General features: G+C 56.4%; 6 protein-coding genes. 1 reads left to right on the top strand and 5 read right to left on the bottom strand.

Annotation, left to right across the window (positions count from 1 at the left end):
- Positions 1 to 615 (top strand): transcription termination factor Rho (gene rho, locus AC0AP0_RS08240; RefSeq protein WP_490429923.1); only part of this gene is annotated, 615 nt, incomplete at its 5' end.
- A 140-nt stretch (positions 616 to 755) separates the two neighbouring features.
- Here rho and AC0AP0_RS08235 read toward each other — a convergent pair.
- The 5 genes from AC0AP0_RS08235 to AC0AP0_RS08215 form a co-directional block, all read right to left on the bottom strand.
- Positions 756 to 1736, bottom strand: coding sequence for a transketolase family protein (locus tag AC0AP0_RS08235; protein WP_490430115.1), 981 nt, complete (start codon positions 1734 to 1736; stop codon positions 756 to 758).
- Between the two features lie 59 nt (positions 1737 to 1795).
- Positions 1796 to 2659 carry a transketolase gene (locus AC0AP0_RS08230; protein ID WP_490430114.1) on the bottom strand — a complete coding sequence of 288 codons (864 nt, stop codon included), beginning with the start codon at positions 2657 to 2659 and terminating at the stop codon, positions 1796 to 1798.
- A gap of 70 nt (positions 2660 to 2729) precedes the next feature.
- Positions 2730 to 3617, bottom strand: coding sequence for a PEP-utilizing enzyme (locus AC0AP0_RS08225; RefSeq protein ID WP_490430113.1), 888 nt, complete (start codon positions 3615 to 3617; stop codon positions 2730 to 2732).
- A gap of 182 nt (positions 3618 to 3799) precedes the next feature.
- Positions 3800 to 5212, bottom strand: a complete 1413-nt coding sequence (locus AC0AP0_RS08220; protein ID WP_490430112.1) for a TSUP family transporter — start codon at positions 5210 to 5212, stop codon at positions 3800 to 3802.
- 200 nt (positions 5213 to 5412) lie between these two features.
- On the bottom strand, positions 5413 to 5724 hold a 312-nt coding region (locus tag AC0AP0_RS08215), incomplete at its 5' end, for an isocitrate/isopropylmalate family dehydrogenase (RefSeq protein WP_490430111.1).

The following is a 5724-nucleotide window of genomic DNA, read 5'->3' as shown; positions in this document are numbered from 1 at the left end:
CGCACGGTTCAGGGCGAGGTCATCTCCTCCACCTTCGACCGTCCCGCCAGCGATCACACCACCGTGGCCGAGCTGGCTATCGAACGTGCCAAGCGCCTGGTGGAGCTGGGACAGGATGTGGTGGTCCTTCTGGATTCCATGACCCGTCTGGCTCGCGCCTACAATATCTCGGCTCCCGCATCCGGACGCATCCTCTCCGGCGGCGTGGACGCGCAGGCCCTTTATCCGCCTAAGCGCTTCTTTGGCGCCGCCCGCAACATTGAGAACGGCGGCTCCCTGACCATCATCTCTTCGGCCTTGGTGGAGACCGGGTCCAAGATGGACGAGGTCATCTTCGAAGAGTTCAAGGGCACTGGCAACATGGAGCTGAGATTGACCAGGGACCTGGCCGACAAGCGTATGTTCCCCGCCATCGACATCAACGCCTCCGGCACCCGGCGCGAGGAGCTGATCACCGCGCCTGAGGAGCTGGCTGTGGTCTATCGTCTTCGTCGCCTCCTGGGCGGCATGGAGACCGAGCAGGCTTATCAGACACTGGTGCCCAGGCTGAAGAAGACCGCCACCAACCGGGACTTCCTGGCGGCCATCAACCAGTCCATGCTGGCTCAGAAGTAGAACCGAGCAGGTGAACATGCGCGCACCTCGGTTCAGATTTGCACGCAACGGTTCACGCTAAGTCACAGGCCAACAGGGGGCAGCGTGTCGGATTGCCGACACGCTGCCCCCTGTTCTGCGGTCTGGCGACGTATCAAATGTCAGCGTTGAAGATATTGGTGTTTTCTGTCGACGACTTTCCTTACGGCTCGGACTATATCCTTTGCCGTCAATCCATATTCCTGAGCCAGATAGTTCTGGTCGCCGACCTGGCCGAATCGGTCGTGAACTCCGATGAATTCGATAGGAACTGGGCAGCTGCCTGCCGCTGCTTCGCTGACGGCAGCGCCCAGGCCTGTATTGACATTATGGTTCTCAGCGGTCACGATGGCTCCGGTTTGTCGGGCTGCATCGGCTACAGCCTGATTGTCCAGCGGCTTCCATGTGAACATGTCAAGGACGCGGACCGGTATGCCTTCATTGTCAAGAGTGCGCGCAGCCTTAATAGATTCAGCCACGCAGATGCCGCTGGCGATGATAGTCGCCTCTGCACCGGACTGATTTATGACCTGTACGGCTTTTCCTATTTGGAAATGAGTTCCTTCCTGATAGACCTTGACGCACTGCTTGCGCACTAGCCGCATATATTGCATGCCGTAGTTTTGGGCCAGCCAACTCATCATCCATTTAAGCATGGTGATATCGGTGGCTTCCAGAACGGTCATTGAAGGGACGTTCCTCATGATCCCCATATCCTCGAAGGACATGTGGGTGCCGCCGTTGGTCATGGCCGTGATTCCCGGGTCGGAGCCAACGAGCTTGACATTGGCCTTGCTGTAGCCGCCGGAAATGAAGATCTGGTCCATCGCTCTTCGGCTCATGAACGGAGCGAAGGTATGCGCGAAGGGTATTTTGCCGGTCAGGGAGAGCCCTACCGCAGTGCCGATCATATTGGCTTCCTGAATGCCGCAGTCCACCGTCCGTTCTGGGTAGGCTTCCTGAAAAGGCTTGGTGCCTATGGCGCTCATCAAATCAGCATCCAGAAGGATCAGGCGTTCGTCGTCGGCCGCCAGGTCAAGGAGGCATTGGCAGAAGGCCTGCCGCATTTCCTGTCTCTCGTTTTCCAAAGTACGCTCTATCATTCCTGTTTCCTCTTTACCTATCCTTGTGCAATTGGGTTTCTGTGCGTGGATCTCATGCCTTAGGCCGCATCAATCATTGTTTGGACTTCGGCCAAGGCCTGGTCGCGCTCCTGCTCGTTGATTGATATTGAATGGCTCTTCGGTTTTCCGGCGATCTCCGACCATCCCAGGCCCTTGACGGTGTGAAGCACGATCATAGAAGGCTTGCCGTCGGCCTTTCCTGACTTGCTGTCGATTGTTTCCAAGGCTTGAAGGATGGATGGGACGTCATTGCCATCAGAGACGTCAACGACCTGCCATCCAAAAGCCTTGAACTTGGCTGCAGCGTCTCCCAGGGAGCAGATGTCCTGGCAGTATCCGTCCAGTTGCAGACCGTTATAGTCCATGAAGGCAATCAGATTGCCCAAGCGATGCTGGGCGGCGAAGAGGGCCATCTCCCATATCTGACCCTCTTGACTCTCGCCGTCTCCTATGACTAGATAAACCTTGTTGTTTCGGCCATCCATCTTCAGTCCCAAAGCAACACCCGCGGCTACTGAGGATCCTTGACCCAGGGATCCGGCGGTTACGTCCACTCCGGGAACCTTGAGTCTGTCGGCATGGCTAGGAAGGTTGGTCCCGTTGCGGTTGAGGGTATTCAGCCAATCCATGGGAAAGTATCCGCGCAGAGCGAGTGTGGCGTACAAGGCTGGTGCGGAGTGGCCCTTGGAAAGGACAAACCAGTCCCGGTCGGCCCACTGCGGATCCTCGGGTTTGATGTTCATCTCGTGTCCGTACAGGACAGCAAGAAGGTCGGCTATAGACAGGGATCCACCCACGTGACCGGTTCCAAAGGCCGAGATTTCCTTGATTGTCTCCTGTCTGATTCGACCAGCGAGCCGTTTGAGTTCTCTGATTTTGTCCATATCGATGTTTTCATTCATAATGATTTCCTCACTGTTCTTGTAGATGGATCGTTCTTGCAGTCATGCTTGGCTCTTCATGATTGCTCCTTTACTTGCCTCGAGCGCATGCCCGCCGACTGGCCTGGGCCGCACCCAGTCTTGTTGCCTGCGACTGGTAGGTTGAGCAGGGTACATAATCGAGGCCAATTGCCGCAGAATTCGATGGACGAGGGATCTCCGCCGCGTTCTCCTTGGGAGAATATGTGCCCGGTGCGGCACAGCCCGACTCTCTCATCGCCCGGCTCCTGTGAGCGTCGGAAGTCTTCCGGCGGATCCGCGTTGGCCTTGGCCTCCATGTGACGAAACGGTTGGCCCATGACATCACGCGTGTGAAGGGTCCGATCTCGTAAGAGGGCCGTGCGGGCAATTTTCCTGCATAGACCTTCCTGGTTTCCCCATTCGGAAAGATCCAATTGCCCTCCCTTATGTTCTGGTTCGACAGGCGGCAGCCGTCTTCATCCATCAATCCCAAATCGGACAGACCCGACACGCAGCAGCGCCTAATCCCCTGTGCCACTGCTGCGGCGGTATGACCAACCATGCCTCCGAGGGAGGTCAGAACCCTTTCCGCATGGTGCATGCCTTCGATATCCTCAGGCGCGGTGCTTCTTCTGACATGCTGCTCGGCTTTGCGCTCGGAGATTTTTCCAGGCACACCCATCACTGCGCTACCGTATAGCGGAATGAACCGAAGGTAGGAGTCCCAGTCCCGGCGGGGGTTGCCGGTCTTAATGATATGAGCCCGCACTGCCTCATCGTTGAGTCCCAAATTGAGAGTGGTGTTCATCATATCGGGCGTGGAGATCTGGGCTCCCGATCTGACTAATATCGGCAGGTGATTGTTGCCATCCCCGAATCGCTTGCTTACCAACAGGTCGCGCATGGAGGCATCGCCTTCGGACAGCTTGTGTACGAATCGTTCTGTTGCGTTGCGCATAGCGTTTTCCCTCATTGGATTGATGACAATTGGATAGACGACACGCGCCGTGTTCGTTCACGGCATCGGCAAAAACAGTCGATCTTCGGCCTGATTAAAATTTATCGTAGTGCTTAGTCTAGAACGGGAAGTTCTGCCGATTATTGTGCGGGACTCGTTATTCTTCCCGTAATGGGGCTTTTTCATATCAGAAGGCTGATGACGGCGATGACTGCGAAGAAATATATTGCCGCAGAAAAGGCTGTCTGGTTGACATGACCGGCGATCAGCCTGCCGCAGATGACAGCGAGCAGTGTGAGCGGGAGAACGCATAGGGAGGCAAGCGCAACTTTCCTGTTTATCGTATTCAGTCCGACTGCAAAAGGCAGCTTCACCAGGTTCACCACCAGATAGAAGGCTGCCGTGGTGCCAAGGAATTGTTTGACAGGCAGCTGCTCGCTGCTGAAATACACGGTTGTGACCGGACCCCCTGCATTGGCTACCATGGTGGTAAAACCCGCCAGAACGCCGCAGAGCATGTGGAAGGCCACGCTTATTCCTTGCTTCTGTTTGTTCCTGCCTCTAGTTCCGTCTTGGGATGCTTCACTCTTGCCGCCGTATCGCGTTTTCAGCGTGGTCCTTATGCGAGAAAGAAAGTAGAGTGAAACAAAGCAGGCAAGTATGAGCCCTATGGTCTTTTTGGTCGCGTTGTTGTCAGCGTGATACAAGAACCAGACGTCGGCTAGGATGCCTATGGTCACAGTCGGCAACAGTCTAAACAGGGAGGCCAGCACAATGTCATGCCGGTAAGCCCAGATAGCGGTCCAGTCAGCGACGATGGCCATGATCAGCGTCAGCTCGGTGGCTTCTTTGGCGGGCATCAGCGATGCCAGAGTGGCCACTGCCAGGATGGCCGAGCCTGGTATCAACGACTTGTCCAGGCCTATCAGCACAGCAGCTACCGCCAAACCGATGATCAGCCAGAAGCTCATGCTATGCTCCTTCCTTGTCGGCCGACATGGCAATTCCTGAAGAAACAGGCAGTTGCGTCCGGGTTCCGCCACCAGGCGTTCTATGGTTTCATGCTGGTAGGCGGGCGTTTCGTGGGCGGTCGCGTCCTCAGCGAATACGTCGGAGACGATGATGGACTCTTCGCGATCCAGGAACCCATTCTTCTTCAGGGCGGCGAACAGGGCCTTGAAGTCCACATCGCCGTCACCCACCTTCGGATGCCGATGAACACGGGCGTTGGTTCCTGGGGGATTGGCTATGTAGCGTAGATCATGCGAACGATGATGGGCATAGCTGTCTGAGACATAAACCGACCTGAGTCGTTTGCCGGCCAAGGCGGTGATCCCATCCATATTATTGCTGTAATGGAAGGTGTGAGGAGCGGCGTAGACGGCGCAAACCAGCGGACTGTTGATGCCGTGCACATCCTGCAGAGCTGCAATTTCGATGGCCCGCTTCCAATAGCGCACGGCTGTCTGTCGCTCTCGTTCGTCGGGCCAGGAAGTCCTGTAGACCGGCAGCAGCGAGCACAGCTCAACACGTGCCTTCTGCAAGGCGGCCGCGAAGTCCTTGACTAATTCGTCGTCCGCCTTAGGGGTGCACATAAAACGGCAGGAAGGGCAGGTCGGGAAGGAATGGCGTGGGATCCAATGCGATTTTCATATTGTCTAACCTCGTTGTCGGAACTTTTGGATGCCCTTGATTCGTCCTGTTCGTCGGCATCCTCGCTGCGGACAGGGTCGGCAAGCGAGCCTGGAGACCAGGGTGTCAGGCCTCCAGGATCACTTACAGGTATGTAGGTTGTTTACAGTCTTGCGATAATGTCCTGGCCAATTTGGTCAGTGCTCCGTTTGTGGGAGGAATTCTCCTCGGCATCCGCTTCCACGGCTCGTTCGATTCGGGCAGCCGCTTCGTCATACCCGAAGTGCTGCAGGAGCAGGGCTGTGGACAGAATCGTGGCCGAAGGGTTGGCTATGCCTTTGCCTGCAATGTCGGGGGCAGAACCGTGGATGGGCTCGAACATGGAGGGATGCTCGTCGGTCACATTGATGTTGGCTGATGCCGAATAGCCGATTCCGCCCACAACTGCGCCGGCCTCGTCGGTGATGATGTCGCC

It is taken from the genome of Bifidobacterium sp. POST2/T3 (B1), from assembly GCF_058197115.1.
Note: the sequence above shows the minus strand (reverse complement) of the source record. Positions and strands in the feature narration are given on the sequence as shown.

Bases quoted from the DNA above. Each gene is read 5' to 3' on its own strand.
- AC0AP0_RS08220 (WP_490430112.1), bottom strand. From the start codon at position 5,212: ATGTGCACCCCTAAGGCGGACGACGAATTAGTCAAGGACTTCGCGGCC.
- AC0AP0_RS08235 (WP_490430115.1), bottom strand. From the start codon at position 1,736: ATGATAGAGCGTACTTTGGAAAACGAGAGACAGGAAATGCGGCAGGCC.
- AC0AP0_RS08225 (WP_490430113.1), bottom strand. From the start codon at position 3,617: ATGCGCAACGCAACAGAACGATTCGTACACAAGCTGTCCGAAGGCGAT.
- AC0AP0_RS08230 (WP_490430114.1), bottom strand. From the start codon at position 2,659: ATGAATGAAAACATCGATATGGACAAAATCAGAGAACTCAAACGGCTC.